14 protein-coding genes are annotated in these 17,250 nt (G+C 72.7%); 9 read left to right on the plus strand and 5 right to left on the minus strand.

Features of this window, described 5'->3' with window-relative positions; all coding sequences use genetic code 11:
* Positions 1-69 precede the first annotated feature (69 nt).
* Positions 70-2,508, plus strand: a complete 2,439-nt coding sequence (locus tag OG598_RS23965) for an ATP-binding protein (RefSeq protein ID WP_328651172.1) — start codon at positions 70-72, stop codon at positions 2,506-2,508.
* A 43-nt stretch (positions 2,509-2,551) separates the two neighbouring features.
* Here the strand turns inward: OG598_RS23965 and OG598_RS23970 are convergent, their stop codons facing one another.
* From OG598_RS23970 to OG598_RS23990, 5 genes are read right to left on the minus strand one after another with little or no spacing between them, the layout of a single operon-like run.
* Positions 2,552-4,765 (minus strand): glycoside hydrolase family 27 protein, encoded by a 2,214-nt coding sequence (locus tag OG598_RS23970; RefSeq protein WP_328651173.1) that lies wholly within the window; start codon positions 4,763-4,765, stop codon positions 2,552-2,554.
* A 46-nt stretch (positions 4,766-4,811) separates the two neighbouring features.
* Positions 4,812-6,899: an alpha-galactosidase gene (locus OG598_RS23975; protein WP_328651174.1), complete on the minus strand. Its 2,088-nt coding sequence runs from the start codon at positions 6,897-6,899 to the stop codon at positions 4,812-4,814.
* Positions 6,896-7,717 carry a carbohydrate ABC transporter permease gene (locus OG598_RS23980; RefSeq protein WP_196920834.1) on the minus strand — a complete coding sequence of 274 codons (822 nt, stop codon included), beginning with the start codon at positions 7,715-7,717 and terminating at the stop codon, positions 6,896-6,898. The genes OG598_RS23975 and OG598_RS23980 overlap by 4 nt, the downstream gene beginning before the upstream one ends.
* Entirely contained in the window at positions 7,714-8,634 is a 921-nt protein-coding gene (locus tag OG598_RS23985; protein ID WP_328651175.1) for a carbohydrate ABC transporter permease, read from the minus strand. Before OG598_RS23985 ends, OG598_RS23980 begins: the two co-directional genes overlap by 4 nt.
* Position 8,635: 1 nt before the next feature.
* Positions 8,636-9,931: an ABC transporter substrate-binding protein gene (locus OG598_RS23990; RefSeq protein WP_328651176.1), complete on the minus strand. Its 1,296-nt coding sequence runs from the start codon at positions 9,929-9,931 to the stop codon at positions 8,636-8,638.
* Positions 9,932-10,090: 159 nt separating this feature from the next.
* On the opposite strand from OG598_RS23990, the gene OG598_RS23995 reads away from it, so the two are divergent.
* The 8 genes from OG598_RS23995 (at position 10,091) to OG598_RS24030 (ending at position 17,233) form a co-directional block, all read left to right on the plus strand.
* On the plus strand, positions 10,091-10,837 hold the full coding sequence (locus tag OG598_RS23995) for an SDR family NAD(P)-dependent oxidoreductase (RefSeq protein ID WP_328651177.1): 747 nt from the start codon (positions 10,091-10,093) through the stop codon (positions 10,835-10,837).
* 35 nt (positions 10,838-10,872) lie between these two features.
* The gene (locus OG598_RS24000; RefSeq protein ID WP_112620721.1) at positions 10,873-11,583 is read left to right on the plus strand and encodes a FadR/GntR family transcriptional regulator; all 711 of its coding nucleotides are present in this window, start codon (positions 10,873-10,875) and stop codon (positions 11,581-11,583) included.
* Positions 11,580-12,725: a galactonate dehydratase gene (gene dgoD / locus OG598_RS24005; protein ID WP_328651178.1), complete on the plus strand. Its 1,146-nt coding sequence runs from the start codon at positions 11,580-11,582 to the stop codon at positions 12,723-12,725. The genes OG598_RS24000 and dgoD overlap by 4 nt, the downstream gene beginning before the upstream one ends.
* A gap of 5 nt (positions 12,726-12,730) precedes the next feature.
* Complete coding sequence (locus OG598_RS24010) at positions 12,731-13,558, plus strand: hypothetical protein (protein WP_328651179.1); 828 nt, start codon at positions 12,731-12,733, stop codon at positions 13,556-13,558.
* A gap of 10 nt (positions 13,559-13,568) precedes the next feature.
* On the plus strand, positions 13,569-14,189 hold the full coding sequence (locus OG598_RS24015) for a bifunctional 4-hydroxy-2-oxoglutarate aldolase/2-dehydro-3-deoxy-phosphogluconate aldolase (RefSeq protein WP_328651180.1): 621 nt from the start codon (positions 13,569-13,571) through the stop codon (positions 14,187-14,189).
* Positions 14,186-15,127, plus strand: a complete 942-nt coding sequence (locus OG598_RS24020; RefSeq protein ID WP_328651181.1) for a sugar kinase — start codon at positions 14,186-14,188, stop codon at positions 15,125-15,127. The genes OG598_RS24015 and OG598_RS24020 overlap by 4 nt, the downstream gene beginning before the upstream one ends.
* Before the next feature lie 20 nt (positions 15,128-15,147).
* Positions 15,148-16,029 (plus strand): SMP-30/gluconolactonase/LRE family protein, encoded by an 882-nt coding sequence (locus OG598_RS24025; protein WP_328651182.1) that lies wholly within the window; start codon positions 15,148-15,150, stop codon positions 16,027-16,029.
* 100 nt (positions 16,030-16,129) lie between these two features.
* The gene (locus tag OG598_RS24030) at positions 16,130-17,233 is read left to right on the plus strand and encodes an L-dopachrome tautomerase-related protein (protein ID WP_328651183.1); all 1,104 of its coding nucleotides are present in this window, start codon (positions 16,130-16,132) and stop codon (positions 17,231-17,233) included.
* The last annotated feature ends 17 nt before the right edge of the window (positions 17,234-17,250 follow it).

Consider the following 17,250-nt stretch of genomic DNA (forward strand, 5'->3'; position numbering starts at 1 on the left):
GTGACCCAGGTCACCGCCGGTCCGCCGGCCCACCGTCGTGCCGGGCAGAGGTGATCTGCTCGGCCCACGGTGATCAACGGCGGCGAGGACACGACACGGGGTGGCGGGAGCCCGACTCCCGTCCGCCCCGAACGTCTGCGTGGGCCCGTCGAGTTCGTCGGCCGGGCGGCGGAGCTGGCCCAGTTACGCCGGCTCGTCGCATCCCCGCCCTGCCTGATCCTGCTGGAGGGTGAGCCCGGGATCGGCAAGAGTCGACTCGTCGCCGAACTGCTCGCCGAACTCCCCGGGCGGCACCTCGTCGGCGAGTGCGACGACGTGCCCGAGCCCTTCCCACTCGGCGTGCTGCTGGACGCGATCCGGGGCGGCGCCGACCGACTCGGTCCGCTCAACCCGGTGGCCGGCGCCCTCGCGCCACTGCTGCCCGAACTGACCGACGTGCTGCCGGACGCACCGCCCCCGTTGACCGACCCGGCGGCCGAGCGACATCGCCTGCTCCGCGCCGTCGCGGCGGTGCTCGCCGCGCTGAGCCCGGCCACGCTGTTGCTGGAGGATCTGCACTGGGCGGACCCGGCGACCTGCGAACTCCTCGCCTACCTGAGCACCCACCCGGTGGAGGGGCTGGCCGTGGTGCTCACCGCGCGTACGACGGCGCCGGGAAGCAGTACGCCGATCCACGACGCCCTGGCGCGGACTCCCCCGTGGAGCGTCACGCGCGTTGCGCTCAGCCCGCTGGACGCCGACGACGTACGCCGGTTGGCGGCCCGCACCCTGCGCCTCGACGATCCGCCGCAGCAGCTGACCGCCACCCTGCTCGACCGCACCGCCGGCATCCCGTTCGTGGTCGAGGAGGTGCTGCGGACGCTCGCCGAGCGGGGCGGCGACCCGTTGGCCGACGACAGCGTCCCGTTCGTCCTGCGTGACGTGCTGCTCTGGCGGCTGCGCCCGCTCGACGAGGCCACCCGGGAGGTGCTCGGCGCGGCGGCCGTACTGGGGATGACGCCCGATCAGCGCATCCTCGCCTCGGTGCTCGGCATGGACCGGGTGGCGATCGGCGCGGCGTTGACCGCCGCGCACCGAGCGGGCCTGCTCCACGACGCCGGGGACGGCCTGCGGTTCCGCCACGACCTGGCTCGACAGGTGGTGTACGACCTGGTGCCCCGGGAGAGCCGGGAGTGGCTGCACCTGCGGGTGGCGCGGGTGTTGGAACAGGAGCTGCCGAGGCCGGTGGCCCAACTGGCGCACCACTACCGTCGGGCCGGCAGCGGGGCCGACTTCGTCCGCAACGCCGAGGCGGCCGCCGACCTGGCCACCGAGCGCGGCGACGACGCGACAGCGGCCAGCTTCCTGCTCCAGACGATGGACATCGCCGAGCTGCCCCGACCGGTGCGGGTCCGGCTCGCCGCCAAGTTGGGCCGGTCGGCCATCGACGGGCTCAGCCAGGCCGAGGCGATCCCGGTGCTGGAACGGCTGCTCGCCGACCGACGGCTGCCGCCGGGGGCCCGAGGCGAACTGGGTCTGGTGCTCGGACGGATGCTGCGACAGCAGGGCGAGGCGCTGCGCGGTTACACCGAGATCGAGTGTGCCGTGCCGTACCTGCGCGCCCCGCGCCGCAAGGCCCCGGCGCTCGCGGTGCTCGCGGCCCCCGACACCGTCGTCGGCCGGCACGTCGACGACCACCTGGCCCGCTGCGCGGAGGCGGAGACCGCCGCCGCGGCCAGCGGGGATGCTGCGGCGCACCTCGCGGTCCGCATCGCCCGAGCCTCGCTGCTGCTGGAGCTGGGCGACCCCGCGGCCTGGGCGATCATCTCCGAGCTGCGCGCGTCCGCCGAACTGGCGGACCGGCCCCGCGAACACGCGCGGGCCTGCCTGAACTGGGCGCAGGGGGCGCTGCACGCCGGTCACCCGGCGCAGGCCGAAGCGTTGCTGGCGGCCGGTCGGGCGCTGGTCGACGAGACCGGGTACGAGCGGCTGGCGTCCCTGGTGGAGGCGACCGAACTGTCACTGGACCGGGCCGCCGGCCGGCTGGACGGGCTCGTCGAGCGGCTCGGCCGGCTGGTCGCCAGCGCCGAGCGGATGCCGGTCACCCTGCTGGACGCGCGGGCCGAACTGGCGACGGTGCTGGCCCGTACCGCCGGCACCGCGAGCGGGAGGTACGACCAGGTTGAGTCGGCCGAACGGGCGCTGCGGGAGGTGGTGGCCGACGCCCGGCGGGTCGGTGCGATCTGGCCGCTGGTGCAGGCGCTCTCGGCGCTGGCCCGGCTCACGGTGACCAGGCGTCCGGACGACGCCGTCCGGCACGCGACGGACGCGCTGTCGCTGGTACGCGGGAAGGGCATCCTGGCGTGGGCCGCCGAGGCCGTGCTGGTGCTGGCCGAGGCGGCAGCCGCAGCCGGTGATCCGGGGCGGGCCGCCGGAGCGGTGGCCGAACTGGAGGCCGGGATCGCGAACCGGGACGCGCCGCTGGCGCAGGCCGCCCTACGCCGATGCCGGGAACTCGTCCCGGCCTGAGCCACGCTGGCGGGCCGTCAGGTCGACGGCCCGCCACAGTGGATCAGAGGGTGACCTGGTGCACCCGATCGTCGACGCCGCGTACCGCCAGCCAGGCGCTGCCGTTCGCGCCGGCGGCGGCCCCGGGAGCACCCCGGAACGCGTCGGTGGCGAACTCACCGCGTCGGAACCAGCCGCCCCAGGCGCCGTCGGCCAGGTTGCGCTGCCAGAGCCGGTTGTCGGCGGCCAGCGCGAACAGGTAGACCCGGCCGGAGGTGGCGAGCAGGGTCGGGCTGCCGCTGGTGGTGCCGCCCAGGCTGGTCCAGGCCGACCAGGTGGCGCCGGTCCGGCTGCTCCACCACACCTCGTCGGTGCGGCTGCGGACCGCCACGTGCAGCACGCCGGCATCGTCGACGACAGCGCTCGGCCGACCGTAGAACGGCCGGTTCTCGGGAGCCCCGACGCCGGTCCAGCCGGCGTTCGGCGTACGCGACCAGAGCTTGCCGTCGGCACCACGCGCGACGAGGGTCCACTGCGTCGGGTTGGTCCACGCCACAGTGGGCGCGTCGGTCAACGTGCCACCGAGGCTGCGCCACGGCCCCCAACTGCCGGCCACGTAACTGCGCTGCCAGGCGGCGTTGTCGGTGCCGCGGACGAAGACGTCGAGCCGCCCGTCGGCGGAGCCGTACGCCGCCGGCTGGCCGAGGATCCGGCCGCCGACCGGGCCGCCGAGCGAGGTCCAGTGCGTGCCCCACGTCGTACCGGTGCGGGTGTTGACGGCCAGCGCACCGGAAGCGTCGCGGACGAAGGCGGTGGCGTGGGTGTCGTCCACCCGGACCAGCGCCGGGCTGGCGCTGGCGGTGCCACCGAGGTCGGCGCCGGCGACCTGGTCGGTGCCGGTCAGGCCGAGCATTGCCACCCCGTGCGCGGGCACCTCGACGGTGTACGAGCCGGTGAACGGCTGTACGCCCGGGCTGCCCGGCTGGGCGTCCACTCCGGAGCGGGACCACAGGTCACGGACCCGAACCGACCCGCCGAGGGCGACGTCGGCGAAGTTCACTGTGATCTGCTGGGCGGTGTCGTGCCGGTTGAGCAGCGCGACCGCGCGCTTTCCGGAGCCGGCGAGCACCTTGCTCCACACCTGCGCGTCGGTGCCGGTGTCGGCGACCTTGACGCCCTGCCGGACCAGCGGGTCCTGGTCCACCGCGATGATCTCCGGGTTGGTCAGCGCCGAGATCATCTCCTTCGGCAGGCCACGCGGGTCGGAGCCGATCACCAGCGGCGCGGCCATGATGGCCCACATGCCGAGCTGCGTCTTGGACTCGTCCAGGCTCAACTCGTACCCGCCGTCGGGCAGCGGACGCATCGGCAGCAGGTAGTCCGGGTCGTTGTAGTGCCCCGGCCCGGTGGCCGCCGGGTGGTACGCGTTGACGTCCATGTTGCGCAGCATCCACGGGTACGCCCACTGGGGGGACGGGTCGGTGAGCCCCACGTCCGTGTAGGTCCGCCAGGAGTCGGCGACCGTGGGCGCGTACGTGTAGCTCCAGGTGGAGAGCTGCTCCGGGGTGTACGGGCCGCCGCCCCAGTCCGAGCTGACCGGGTTGCAGATGTTGAGCAGCATCGGGCGGGGCGACTGGCGTACCGCCTCGGCCAGTTCCCGGAAGGTGGTCTCCGGGTCGAGGCCGGCGGCCCGGCCGCACAGCCAGTCGGCCTTCAGCGCGTCGAAGCCCCAGCCGGCGAACTGGGCGATGTCCGCCCGGTAGTGACCGTTGCTGCCGAGCCCACACTGCCCCGGCAGGTACGGGCCGGCGTCGGTGTAGATGCCGGCCTTCATCCCCTTGCTGTGGATGTACGCGGCCAGCGCGGCCATCCCACCGGGGAAGCGGGCCGGGTCGGCGACGAGCTGACCGGCCTCGTTGCGCGGGGTGGGCGCGGCCCAGTTGCCGTCGATCCACACGTAGGTGTAGCCGGCGTCCCGCAGGCCACTGGTGACCATGTGGTCGGTGACCGACCGTACTTCGGCCTCGGTGGGGTCGCCACCGAGACCGAAGTAGGTGTTCCAGCCCTGGTAGGGCGTCGGGGCGAGGCCGCTGTTGAAGAAGGTCGGCGCGCCCTGGTCCTCGGCGCCGGTGGCCGCCGGAGCGTGACCGGGGTGGCCGGGCCCGTGGCCGGCCCGTGGTGGGTCGGCATGGGGTGGGCCGGCCATCGCCGGCATCGGGCTGGCCAGGCCCAGGCCGAGCACGGCCAGGGCAGCGGTCAGCGGTCGGTTCAGGCGCATGGAGGTACTCCTGTCCCTCGGGGGTGGGGGTGGTGGTGCTCCGATCTCAGTCGCGGGTCAGCACGATGAGGTCGGCGTCGTGGGTCGCGCTCCACTGCACGGGCAGGCCGACGGTGGCGAGGTGGCTGCCGGAGTAGTGCCGATCGCCGTGCGAGTAGCGGGCCGCCGGGTCGAGGCCGCGCAGTGGCAACCGGACCGGGCGGGACGGAAGCAACCCGGCGCCGTCGAGCCGGCCGGTGTGCCAGGCCAGCACCACCACCTGGTTCTCGTCCGGCGCTGTGTACTGCACCGCACAGCGGGCCTGGTCGGGGCCACCGATCAGGTGCACATCGCCGCGCGTGACGACGTCCCGGATCTCCTTGTAACGGGCGATCCAGCCGGCCGCCTCGGCCCGCTCGGCGGGGGTCCACGAGCGGATGTCAGCGCCGATGCCGAGCACGCCCGCCATCGCCAGGACGAATCGGAACGCCAGCGTTCGGGGGCGGGGATCGAACAGGCCGGGCGCGTCGGTGACCCAGGAGCTGAGCAGGTGTGGGGCGTTGGCGTGCAGGAAGCCGTACTGGATGGCCAGCCGGTCCAGCGGGCCGGTGTTGTCGCTGGGCCAGAAGACGTCCGCCAGGGCGGCCATCGCCAGATCGGTCCGCGCGCCCCCGCCGGCGCACGCCTCGATCAGCACACCGGGATGGTCGCGGCGCAACCGCTCGTAGATCCGGTGCAGGTTGGCGACGTGCGCGCCGTCCAAGTCGAGCGGGCCCACCCCGCCGGACCGACCCGGCTCGGTACGCGGCCTGTTGAAGTCCCACTTCAGGTAGTCGATGTCGTACCGGCGCAGCAGGCCATCGACTGTGGAGTGGACGAACTCGGCGACCTCCGGCCGGCCCAGGTCGAGCAGGTACTGGTTGCGGACCGGGGTGAGCGGCCGGCCGTCGACGGAGTAGACCCAGTCCGGGTGCTCGGCGTACAGGGACGACTTCGGGTTGACGCACTCCGGCTCGACCCAGAGCCCGAAGTTCAGCCCGAGCGCGCGGACGTCGGCGATGAACGTGTCGAACCCGGCCGGGAACTTCGCCGGGTCGGGGGTCCAGTCGCCCAGCCCGGCGGTGTCGTCGTCGCGGCCCACGAACCAGCCGTCGTCCACGACGAACGTCTCAACGCCCAACTCGGCGGCCACCCGGGCGAGCGCGAGCTGACTCTGCGCCTCGACCGCGAAGTAGGTCGCCTCCCACGAGTTGTAGAGCACCGGGCGGGGGCCGAGCCGGTCGGCGGCCAGCAACCGCTGGTGGGTGTGCCAGACCCGGGCTAGGCCGTCCAAGCCGTCCGGGCTGTACGCCCCGGTGGCCACCGGCAGTGTCAACCGATCGCCAGCGGCCAACTCCAGCGGGCCGTCGACCAGCTGACGGCCGACCCGGACCCGGGTCAGGCCGCCGGTGTCCCGCTCGGCGCTGATCTCCCACGAGCCGGTCCAGGCCAGCGCCATCCCCCACGCCGGACCGGCCGGCTCGGCGGTGTCTCGCACGGCCAGCCAGGGCACGTGCAGATGCCCGGGTACGCCCTGGGAGCTGCCGATGCTGAACGTGCCGTGGCCCAGCTCCACGTGGGAGAGCTGGAACTCCTGCTCCCACTGGCCCCACTGGTGGCTGAGCAGCGCGCCGTGCGGCGTCGGTACGCAGAACCCGCCCGATCCGGCCCGGACGACCCGCAGCGCGTCGCTGCCGTCGTTTGTCAGTTCGACCCATCGCTGCACCACGTCGGTGCCGACGGGCACCCGGTAGTGCACAGTGGCGCGCAGCCCGGTGACCTGGTCGGCGAACTCGACGGCCAGCTCCCGCTGGTCGGCGTCGATCCGCGCGTCGGTGTACACGAAGCCCACCCGGCGCTGCCCGTTCGAGGTCTCGATCACCAGGTCGGCGCCGGTGAACGGGCGGTCGGCGTCGGTCGCGTACTCGATGGGGGCCGCGTCCCCGGCGGTGAGGAACGGGACCGGGCCGTCGTAGGCGACCGGCGAGGGCCCGTCGGAGACGCCGTGCGGGCCCCACGCGACGAGTTCCAGCCAGCGACAGTGCACGGGCACCCGCACCGTGTACTCGGTGTGCGTGCCCCGCAGCGTCCAGCGCTGCCCGGCCTCGGCGGTCACTTGACGGCTCCGAGCGCCAGGCCGGAGACGAAGTGCCGCTGGAAGCGGAGGAACACCGCGACGGTGGGCACGGCCGCGATGACAGTACCGGCGGCGATGACGTTCCAGGACGAGACGAACTGGCCCTGGAGGGCGAGCAACGCCGGGGTGACCGGCATGTTGTCATCGGTACGCAGCACGGTGATCGCCCAGAGCAGGTCGTTGAAGATCCAGGTGAAGGAGAGCGCCCCGAGCGCGGCCAGCGCGGGTCGGGTCAGGGGCAGCATCACCTTGGTGAAGATCTGCGCCGTGCCGGCGCCGTCGATGGTGGCCGCCTCCTGGATCTCGCCCGGCAGGTCCCGCATGAAGCCGTGCAGGACGAACGTGTAGAAGCCGAGCCCGAAGCCGACCTGCACCGCGATCAACGCCCAGAGCGTGTCGTACAGACCGGTCAGCTCGCTGAACTTGGCCACCGGGATGAGCAGGATCTGCGGTGGGAGCAGGTTGCCGGCGAGCATCAGCAGCAGGATCGTGCGCCGCCCGGGGATCCGGAAGCGACTCAGCGCGAACGCGGCCATCGCGGCCAACCCCAGGCTCAGCGCCACCGACGGGACGGTGACCAGCATGCTGTTGATCAGCGCCCGCAGCTCGCCGCCGTCGGTCCACGCCTGCCGGTAGGTGTCCAGTGTGAACGACCGGGGCAGGCTGCCCACACCGTGCGCGGCGATGTCGTCGAACGACCGGGTGGACATCACCACCACCCAGAGCACCGGGCCCAGCCAGAGCAGCGAGAGCAGGATCATGCCGGTGTGGAAGGCCCCGGTACGGAGCTTGTTCATGACGCTTCCTCCCGGAACGCGCGGACCAGGTAGCCGAGGATGACGGCCAGCGCGAGCACGAAGATCACGACAGCGATCGCCGAGGCGTAGCCCAGCCGCAGGCTCTGGAACGCCGTCGAGTACATGTAGGTGCTGAGCAGTTCCGACGAGTGGTACGGCCCGCCCTTGGTCAGCGACCAGACGATGTCGAACGAGCGCAGCGAGTCGATCACGATGACCGACAGCACCACTGCGTTGACCCCCTTGAGCTGGGGAATCGTGACGTGCCGTAGCCGCTGCCAGGCGTTGGCGCCGTCCATCCGGGCCGCCTCGTGCAGGGCCGGATCGATAGCCTTCAACCCGGCCAGGAACAGCACCATCACGTACCCGATCTGTCGCCACAGCGCGGGCAGGATCACCGCGTACAGGGCGGTCTGCGGGTCGGCGAGCCAGGGCCGGATCAGGCTCTCCAGACCGACGGCCCGCAGCAGCGTGTCGGCGATGCCGTCGGGCTGGTAGAAGACCCGCCAGACCAGCGCGGTCACCACCAGCGAGAACACCACAGGTGTGAACAGCGCGGCCCGGTAGAAGCCGACCCAGCGCCGTTCCTTCTGCAGGACGAGCGCCATGCCGAAGCCACCCAGCACGGAGAGGCCGCCGAAGAGCACCAGCCAGATCACCGTGTTGACCAGCGCACCCCGGAAGGTGGCGTCACCGGCCAGCTCGACGTAGTTGTCGGTGCCGACGAAGGTCGGCGGTGTCATCCCGTCCCAGCGGGTGAGGGAGAACCAGAAGCCCTGGATCGCCGGCCAGAAGACCCAGACGCTCTCGACCGCGAACGGCACGAGGACGAACGCCACCAGCAGCGGCGACAGTCGCTCCGACCGTCGCCGCCGCCGGGTGGGGGTGACCGAAGTCGTGGAGATCGTTGCTGTCACGTCAGCCCTTGAAGACCTTCTCGGCGCCGGCCTGCCACTCCCGCAGGATCGCGTCGATCTGGTCCGGCTTGTCGATGAACTTGGTCAGCGCGGTGTCCGCTGTCGGCTGGAGCGCGTCGCTGGAGTCGCGGTTGAAGAACTGGGTCAGCTCCTTGGCCTCGTCCAGCATCGCCTTGCCCTTGACCACCAGCGGCGAGTCCGATGCCTTGGCCTTGGGGTTGGCCGGCAGCACGATGCCGGAGCTGGCCTTGACGTACGCCTCCTGGGCCTCGACCCCGGAGAGGTAGCTGAGCAGGGCCTTGGTGCCGGTCGGGTTGGCGGTCTTCGCGCTGGCGAAGAAGCCGTCGGTCGGCGCCTCCTCGGCCAGCGGCACCGACGGATCGATGATCGGGAACCGGAAGAAGTCCAGGTCGCCGAGCGCGTCCTTGGGTGCGGCGTCGGCGAAGAACGTGCCGATCAGGAACATGCCGGTCTTGCCGGCCAGCAGCGCTGTGGTCGCCTCCTGGAACGGGTACGCCTTGCCCTTGGGGTCGAAGTAGGGCAGGGCCTCGCGCCAGCGGGTGAAGACCGCCTTGACCTTCGGGTCGTCGAAGCGCTGCTTGCCGGCGAGCAGCTCGCGGTGGAACGGCGCGCCGTTGATCCGGATGTTCAGGTAGTCGAACCAGGCCGAGGCCACCCACGGGGTGTCGCCGAGGCCGATGCCGATCGGCGGGACGCCCTTGCTCTTCAGCGTCTCGCACAGAGCCAGGAACTCGGTCCAGGTCTTCGGCTCCTGCACGCCCCACTTGGCGAAGTTGGACTTGCGGTAGAAGAAACCCCACCAGTAGTTGTTCATCGGCACGAAGATCTGCTTGCCGCTGGCGTCGGTGGAGAGGGTGCGCAGCGACTGGGGGTAGTCGTCCAGCGACTTCCACACCTCGGAGACGTCCAGCAGCAGGTTCTTGCTGGCGTAGTCGTTGGCGACCGAGCCCGCGTACCAGGTGTAGAGGTCCGGCGGGTTGGCCGAGGTCAGGTAGGTCGGCAGCTGGGTCCGGAAGGTCTCCGAGGCGATCGTGTTGAGGCTCGCCGTGCCCTTGCCCTGCGCGTTGAAGGTCTCGATCAGCTTCTCCATCGCCGCCTTGGCCTGCGGCGAGGAGAGGTTGGACTGGATGGTGACAGCGCCCGAGCCGTTGCTCGTGGTCGGCCCGCTGGCGGAGCTGGCGCACGCGCTGAGGAACGAGCTGGCGCCGAGCGCGCCCAGTCCGGCGAGCCCAAGGTGGCCAAGGAATCGCCGGCGACCGGGGTCGAAGTCGCTCACGGAGGTATCCCTTCCTTTACGACACTCAGCGTCACCACGCGATGTGTCGTCCATGTGAATGCTGTGACGAGAAGGTTGCATCGGCCGCCGCCGACTGTCAAGATATCTTCGTAATTAATGATTAGACGAGACCAAGGCGAGGGTCAGGTGGATCAGCTTATGCGTCGGCTTGAGGGCAAGAACGCGCTGGTCACCGGTGCGATGGGTGGGATCGGCACGGCCATCGCCCGGCGACTCGCCGCCGAGGGGGCAGCGGTCGCGCTGCTCGACGTGGCCGACCCGGCACCACTGGCCGAGGAACTGACAGCGCGAGGCGATCGTGCACTGTCCGTAGTGGGCGATGTCAGCGACGAGGGCGACTGGACGGCCGCCGTGTCCGCCGTACGGGACCACCTCGGCCCGGTCGACATCCTGGTCAGCACCGCGTACGCCGTGCGGGTCGCCCCGGCGCACGAGACCAGCCGGCAGTCCTGGGACCACCAGCTCGGCGTCAGCCTCACCGGCTCGTTCCTCGGCGTCCGCGCCTGCCTTGACGACCTGCGAGCACGCTCCGGCGCGGTGGTGCTGATCTCCTCGGTGCACGCGCTGGTCGGGTTGCCCGGCCGGCCCGCGTACGCCGCGGCCAAGGGCGGCCTGGTCGCGCTCGGCCGCCAACTCGCCGTCGAGTACGGCCCGCAGGTCCGGGTCAACACAGTGCTGCCCGGGCCGATCCTCACCGCCGCCTGGGCCGACGTGTCCGAAGAGGATCGCCAACGCAGCATCGCGGAGACCGTCGCGAAGCGCTTCGGCACACCGGACGAGGTGGCAGCCACCGTCGCCTTCCTCGCCTCGCCGGACGCCGCCTACGTCACCGGCGCGAGCCTCGTGGTGGACGGTGGCTGGACAGCGGTGAAAGCCTCGGCCTGAGAGATCGATACCGACCAGCGAAAAGGCCAGGAGCATTGGCACAGTACGCACGCCGCGGCGTCCACGGGCAGACCGTCGAAGCGATCGCCCGTCGCATCCTCACCGGCGAGATCGCCGCCGGCGCGACGCTGAACATCGTCGCGTTGCAGGAGGAGTTCGACGTCAGCCTCACCGCGCTCCGCGAGGCGCTGAAGGTCCTCTCGGCCAAGGGCATCGTCGACGCCCGACAGAAGCGGGGCACCTTCGTCCGACCCCGTGCGGACTGGAACCTGCTCGACGGTGACGTGATCCGCTGGCAGTTCGCCGAGGGCACCGACCAACGGTTGCTCGACCAACTGCACGAGGTGCGCGCCATCATCGAGCCGGCCGCCGCACGGCTGGCCGCCACCCGCGCCACCGAGGACGACCTGACAGCCCTCGACCGGGCGCTGGCCGAGATGGCCCAGGCCAACGGCGATCCCGCCGCCGCCATCGCCGCCGACCTCGCCTTCCACCGCGCGCTGCTCACCGCCACCCACAACGAGCTGCTGGAGCGGATGGAGGTGGTGATGGAGACCGGGCTCGCCGAACGGGACCGGCTGGTCCACGGTGGCAGCCCGCACGACGACCCGGTGCCCAGCCACCGCGCGGTGGTCGACGCGCTGCGCGACCGGGACGAGACGGCGGCCGAGACCGCCATGCGTCAGTTGCTGGACAAGGCCGTCCGCGACGTCGAGAAGGCACGGGGACGAAGGGGCAGTCAGTGAAGATCGAGCGGATCGAGACCTTCCTGGTCGCGCCACGGTGGTTGTTCTGCCGGGTGGAGACCGACGACGGGCTGGTCGGGTGGGGTGAGCCGGTGGTCGAGGGCCGCGCCGAGGTGGTGCGCAGCGCGGTCGAGGTGCTCTCCGAACATCTGCTCGGTGCGGACCCCCTGCGCATCGAGCAGCACTGGCAGGTGCTCACCAAGGGCGGCTTCTACCGGGGCGGCCCGATCCTCTCCAGCGCGGTCGCCGGCCTCGACCAGGCGCTCTGGGACATCGCCGGGCAGGCGTACGGCGCGCCGGTGCACGCGCTGCTCGGCGGGCACGTGCGCGACCGGGTACGGATCTACTCGTGGATCGGCGGGGACGAACCCGGCGAGGTGGCCGACGCCGCCGCCGCGCAGGTCGCCGCCGGCCTCACCGGGGTCAAGATGAACGCCTGCGGGCGTCTCTCGCCGATCCCCACCTCGGCCGAAGTGGACGCGGTCATCGGCCGGGTGGCCGCCGCCCGTGAGGTGCTCGGCCCCGACCGGGACATCGCCGTGGACTTCCACGGTCGCGCCGGAATCGCCGCCGTCCGCCGGATCCTGCCCGAGCTGGCCGCCCTGCGCCCGTTCTTCGTCGAGGAGCCGGTTCTCCCCGATCAGGCTCACCACCTGCGCGACATCGTCGCCGGCACGCCGATCCCGGTGGCCACCGGCGAGCGGCTCTACGGTCGGTCCGAGTTTCTCGGCCCGTTGCAGGCCGGGGTCGCCGTGGTCCAACCGGACCTGTCGCACGCCGGTGGGATCTCCGAGGTCCGCCGGATCGCCGCGCTGGCCGAGACGTACGGCGCGCTGCTCGCCCCGCACTGCCCGCTCGGCCCGATCTCCCTGGCGGCCAGCCTCCAGGTGGCCTTCGCGACGCCGAACTTCCTGATCCAGGAGCAGAGCATCGGCATCCACTACAACGCCGGCTCCGAGTTGCTGGACTACCTGGTCGACCCGGAGCCGTTCCGGTTCGTGGACGGGCACATCGCCCGCCTCGACCGGCCCGGTCTGGGCATCACCGTCGACGAGACGGCGGTCCGCAAGGCCGCCCAGACCCCACACACCTGGCGCAACCCGGTCTGGCAGCACGCCGACGGGTCCTTCGCCGAGTGGTGACCGGCGTGCGGCCGGTGGCCCTGCGGGTGGCGTACGACGCGGCGCACGGCGGACGGTGGACGAGTCTGCGCGGCGGCGGCCGGGAGTGGCTGTGGCGCGGCCCGGAACCAGGCCGGCACGAGGTACGCCCCGACGACGCGTTCGTCGACGCCGGCGGTCTGGAGGAGTGCCTGCCCACAGTGCGCGGCGAGCCCGACCACGGCGAGGTGTGGTCGCGCCCGTGGCGCGGCAGCGGCCCTGGCAGCGCGGTCATCGAGCGGCCGACGTTCACAGTCACCCGGCGGATCACCGACTCCGGCGGCGTGGTGGTGGCCGACTACCTGTTGGCCGCCGACCCCGGGTACCGGTTCGTCTGGGCCGCGCACGCCCTGCTCGACCTCTCCCCCGCCGCCCGTCTCGACGCGCCCGCCGGCACCCCGACCCGGCTGCACCCGGAGGCCGCCGCGCTCCTGCCACCGGGAAGCTGGCCTCCCGACGCACAGTGGTTGACCGGGCCGTGGCCGGCCCCGGCCGGGCTGACGCTGGACACGTTCGGCAGGGACGACGGGACCGCGCTCGGCGCGGTGCTGCTCGACTGCGCCCGGGTGCAGGTGATCGACGGCGCCGACCGGCTGACCCTGGAGCTGGAGTGCCCCGGCCAGCCCGGCAGCACAGCGCTCTGGCGCAACCTGGGCGGCTGGCCGACCGACGGCCCCTACCGCAGCGTCGGCGTCGAACCGATGCTCGGCGCGGCCTTCGACCTGGCCGACGCCGGCCCCGACGACGCGGCGGTCGTCCCGCCCAGCGGCGAGGTCACCTGGCGACTCACCATCTCCGCCCACCGCAACCACTGAGGACACCGTGATGAACCTGCTCGACGAGCTGCGTACCCATCGACTGTTGGCCATCGTGCGCGGCCCGGACCCGGCCGCCGCCCTGACCGCCGTACTCACAGTGGCCGAGAGCGGCGTCGCACTGGTCGAGGTCTCGATGACCAGCGCCGACGCCCTCGGCGTCATCCGCCGCGCCCGGGCCGCCCTCGGGCCCGACTTCGCCCTGGGCGCCGGCACCGTGCTCAGCGTCGAGGACGCCCGCGCGGCGGCCGACGCGGGCGCCGGTTTCCTGGTCACCCCGGCCATCGCGGCGAGCCTCGCCGAGGGCGGCCGGCTCGGGCTGCCGGTCCTCGCCGGCGCCCTCACCCCCACCGAGGTGGTGCAGGCCACCGACGGCGGGGCCACCGCGATCAAGCTCTTCCCGGCCTCGCTCGGCGGGCCCGACTACCTGGGCGCTCTGCGCGACCCGTTCCCCGGTACCGCGTTCGTGCCGGTCGGTGGTGTCGACGCGGACGGTGCTCGGCGCTACCTCGACCGGGGCGCGACAGCTGTCGGCGTCGGTTCCCCGCTGCTCGGTGACGCCGTCCGAGGCGGCGACACGACGGCGCTGCGCGAGCGCGCCGCAGCCTTCCTCGCGGCGGTCCGGCCATGACCGACCTGCTCACGCTCGGCGAGACGATGGCGGCGTTCCGCACGACCGGCCCACTGCGACTGGGCGGCACCGCCGGTATCTCCGTCGCCGGGTCCGAGTCGAACGTGGCGATCGGCCTGGCCCGGCTCGGCCACCGGGCGGCCTGGGTCGGTGTCACCGGCGCCGACGAGCCCGGGGAGCTGGTCCGCCGTACGCTGCGCGCCGAGGGTGTCGACCTGACCTGGTCCCGGGTCGACGCGACCGCCCCCACCGGCCTGATCCTCTTCGAGAACCGGGTCGCCGACATCAACCGGGTCACCTACCACCGTGCCGGGTCGGCCGGCTCCCGGCTGGGCCCGACCGACGTGACCCGAGCCTTCGACGCGCCCGGGCCGCCACCCCGACTGCTGCACGTCACAGGCATCACCTGCGCGCTCGGCGTCGAGCCGTACCAGGCGGTGGTGGAGGCCGTGCGGCGCGCCCGCGTCGCCGGCAGCACGATCTGCCTGGACGTCAACCACCGCAACCGGCTCTGGTCGGTCGCCGAGGCCGCCGCCGCGCTGCGCCCGCTGCTGCCCTCGATCGACCTGGTGATCGCCTCCGACGACGAGTTGGCGGTGCTCACCGATGCGACAGACCCGGCCTCGGCGCTACTCTCGGCCGGCGTCACCGAGGTCGTGGTCAAGCACGGTGCCGATGGAGCGACCAGCCACAGCGCGACCGACACCATCCACCGTCCAGCCCGGACGGTGCCGGTGGTGGACACCGTCGGCGCGGGCGACGCCTTCGTCGCCGGGCTGCTCTCCGGCTGGCTCGACGGCGTCGACGCGTCGGCTCGACTGGACCGGGCCGTCACCACGGGCGCCTTCGCGGTCGCCACCCGGGGCGACTGGGAGGGCCTGCCCGACCGGGCCGAGCTGGCGCTGCTCGACCACGGCCCCGGCGGTACGGTCCGCTGACGATCCTTTGGAGGAGCACCATGGAGCTGACCGAGCCGACCGTCTGGAGCACCGACCGGCTGGAGTTGGGCGAGGGCCTGCGCTGGGTCGACGACCGGCTGGTCCTCGTCGACCTGCTGGCCGGGCGACTGTTGGAGACCGACGGCGACGCCCCGAACCCGCTGCGGGAGCTGCGCCGCCTCGACGTGCCGCTCGGCGCTGTCGCCCCGGTGGCCGACCGACCCGGTGAATGGCTGGCCGCCGCCGGGACCGGCGTCACTGTGCTGCCCGCCACCGGCGACCCCCGACCGGTCGCCGAGCTGGTAGCCGGCGCGCCCGAGCCGACCCGGATGAACGACGCGGTCGCCGACCCGCACGGCCGTTTCTGGGCCGGCAGCATGACGTACGCGATGGTGCCCGGCGGGGGCACGCTGTTCCGCCTCAACCCGGGCGCCCAGCCGGTCCCCGCGGTGACCGGGCTGACCATCCCGAACGGGCCGGCGTTCGACGCGACCGGCACCACCATGTACCTGGCCGACACCCCGCGCGGCGAGATCGACAGGTTCACCGTCGACCCCGCCACCGGTGACCTGCGCGGGCGGGAGCCGTTCCTGCGGTTGTCCCCCGCCGACGGCGGCCCGGACGGCATGACGCTCGACGCGGCCGACCACCTCTGGATCGCGTTGTGGGGCGGCTCCGCGGTACGCCGTTACCGGCCCGACGGCACCCTCGACCGGGAGATCCGGCTGCCGGCCAAGCAGCCGGCCGGCATCTGCCTGGGCGGCCCCGACCTGCGGCGACTCTTCATCGGCACCGCCCGGGTGGGGCTGGACTCGCCCGGCCCGCAGGACGGCGCGCTGCTCGCGGTGGACGTCCCGGTGCCCGGCCTGCCCGCCGCGCGGGCCGGCGCGCCAGCAAGCTGATCGGAGGCATATCGGACGCCAGGGCGGGAACAACCGCACCGAAGCGCCGTGACAGCCGACCGGTAGGGAGCGAGCCGATGAGCACCGTGGGGCGGACATCATGAACGGGCCGGTCGGCGACGAGCCGATGGGCGAACTGGAGCTGGTGCACACCTTCACCGGCCCGATGCCGACCGGGGTGAGCGTCTCGCACCGGGGCCGGATCTTCGTCAACTTCCCGAAGTGGGGCGACGAGGTGCCGGCCACCGTCGTCGAACTACGCGACGGCCGGGAGATGCCCTATCCCGACCAGGCCTGGAACGACCCGTCCGGCGACGACGACGCGGGCGCCTTCGTCTCGGTGCAGAGCATCGTGGTGGACCCGGCCGACCGGCTCTGGGTGCTGGACACCGGCAGCCCCATGTTCCAGCCCACCAAGCCGGGCGGCCCCAAACTGGTCCGGATCGACCTGGACACCGACACGGTCGCCCAGGTGATCACCTTCCCGACGGACGTGGCGCTGCCGACGACGTACCTCAACGACGTCCGCTTCGACCTGCGGCGGGGCGAGGCGGGGGTCGCGTACATCACCGACTCGGCCGACTCCGGGCCGAACGGGATCATCGTGGTGGACCTGGCCAGCGGGGCCTCCTGGCGGCGGCTGCACGACCACCCGTCCACCAAGGCGGAGCCGCTGACGTCGTTCCGGCCGGTGGTCGAGGGCCGACCGTTCCTCGAACGGCCCGCCGACGGCCCGCCGAAGCCGGTGAGCATGGGCTCCGACGGCATCGCCATCTCCGCCGACGGCGATCGGCTCTACTACTGCCCGCTGGCGTCCCGACGCCTGCACAGCGTGTCCACGGAGGCGCTGGCCGACCCGGGCGTCACCCAGGAGGCGGTCGCCGCCACTGTGGTCGACGAGGGCGACCGGGGCACCGCCTCGGACGGGTTGGAGAGCGACGACGCGGGGCGGCTCTACCTCACCTCGTACGAGCACAACGCGGTGCTGCGTCGACTGCCCGACGGCGAGTACGAGACCCTGGTGCACGACCCACGACTGCTCTGGCCGGACACCATGTCGGTGGCCACCGACGGGTACCTCTACGTCACCGCCAACCAACTGCACCGGCAGCCGCAGTACCAGCGGGGCAAGGACCTGCGGCGCAAGCCGTACGCGCTGTTCCGCACCCGCATCGACGCCGGCCCGGTGCTGCTGCGCCCCTGAGCGAGCGAGCCGCGCTC

The organism is Micromonospora sp. NBC_00330 (genome assembly GCF_036136635.1).
Classification (GTDB): Bacteria; Actinomycetota; Actinomycetes; order Mycobacteriales; family Micromonosporaceae; genus Micromonospora; species Micromonospora salmantinae.

Bases quoted from the DNA above. Each gene is read 5' to 3' on its own strand.
- OG598_RS23970 (WP_328651173.1), bottom strand. From the start codon at position 4,765: ATGCGCCTGAACCGACCGCTGACCGCTGCCCTGGCCGTGCTCGGCCTG.
- OG598_RS23980 (WP_196920834.1), bottom strand. From the start codon at position 7,717: ATGAACAAGCTCCGTACCGGGGCCTTCCACACCGGCATGATCCTGCTC.
- OG598_RS23995 (WP_328651177.1), top strand. From the start codon at position 10,091: ATGCGTCGGCTTGAGGGCAAGAACGCGCTGGTCACCGGTGCGATGGGT.
- OG598_RS24015 (WP_328651180.1), top strand. From the start codon at position 13,569: ATGAACCTGCTCGACGAGCTGCGTACCCATCGACTGTTGGCCATCGTG.
- OG598_RS24020 (WP_328651181.1), top strand. From the start codon at position 14,186: ATGACCGACCTGCTCACGCTCGGCGAGACGATGGCGGCGTTCCGCACG.
- OG598_RS24025 (WP_328651182.1), top strand. From the start codon at position 15,148: ATGGAGCTGACCGAGCCGACCGTCTGGAGCACCGACCGGCTGGAGTTG.
- OG598_RS24030 (WP_328651183.1), top strand. From the start codon at position 16,130: ATGAACGGGCCGGTCGGCGACGAGCCGATGGGCGAACTGGAGCTGGTG.